The sequence below is a fragment of the Mesorhizobium sp. M4A.F.Ca.ET.090.04.2.1 genome (genome assembly GCF_003999085.1).
Taxonomy (GTDB): Bacteria; Pseudomonadota; Alphaproteobacteria; order Rhizobiales; family Rhizobiaceae; genus Mesorhizobium.
Window position 1 is genome coordinate 1 of sequence record NZ_RZOT01001045.1, and the last position, 294, is coordinate 294.

At 66.7% G+C, this 294-nt stretch carries 1 protein-coding gene; it reads right to left on the reverse strand.

Annotated features, from left to right (window positions below):
- A partial coding sequence (locus EN781_RS33960; protein WP_145965848.1) for a VCBS domain-containing protein occupies nucleotides 1-294 on the reverse strand: 294 nt, incomplete at both ends.

The window sequence follows — 294 nt, forward strand, 5'->3', positions numbered from 1 at the left end:
TGAGGGCGTCGACCGTCGGATTGGTGTCGTCGAGCGTATAGGTCCAGTTGCCGGCGGCATCGATGGTGAAGCTGCCGTAGCTGGTGCTGCCGCTGTCGGCCTGGAAGACGTTGTCGGCGTTGTCGACGTCGCTTGCCGTCAGCGAGCCGATGGCGGTGACCGGGGCATCGGCGCCGTCCTCGTCGACCGCGCCGCTGGTGGTGCCGTCGATGATGGCGGCGTCGTTGGTGCCGGTGATGGAGATGGTGATCAGCTGGCTGGTGCCGTCCTCGGAATGGACGGTGAAGGAGTCGC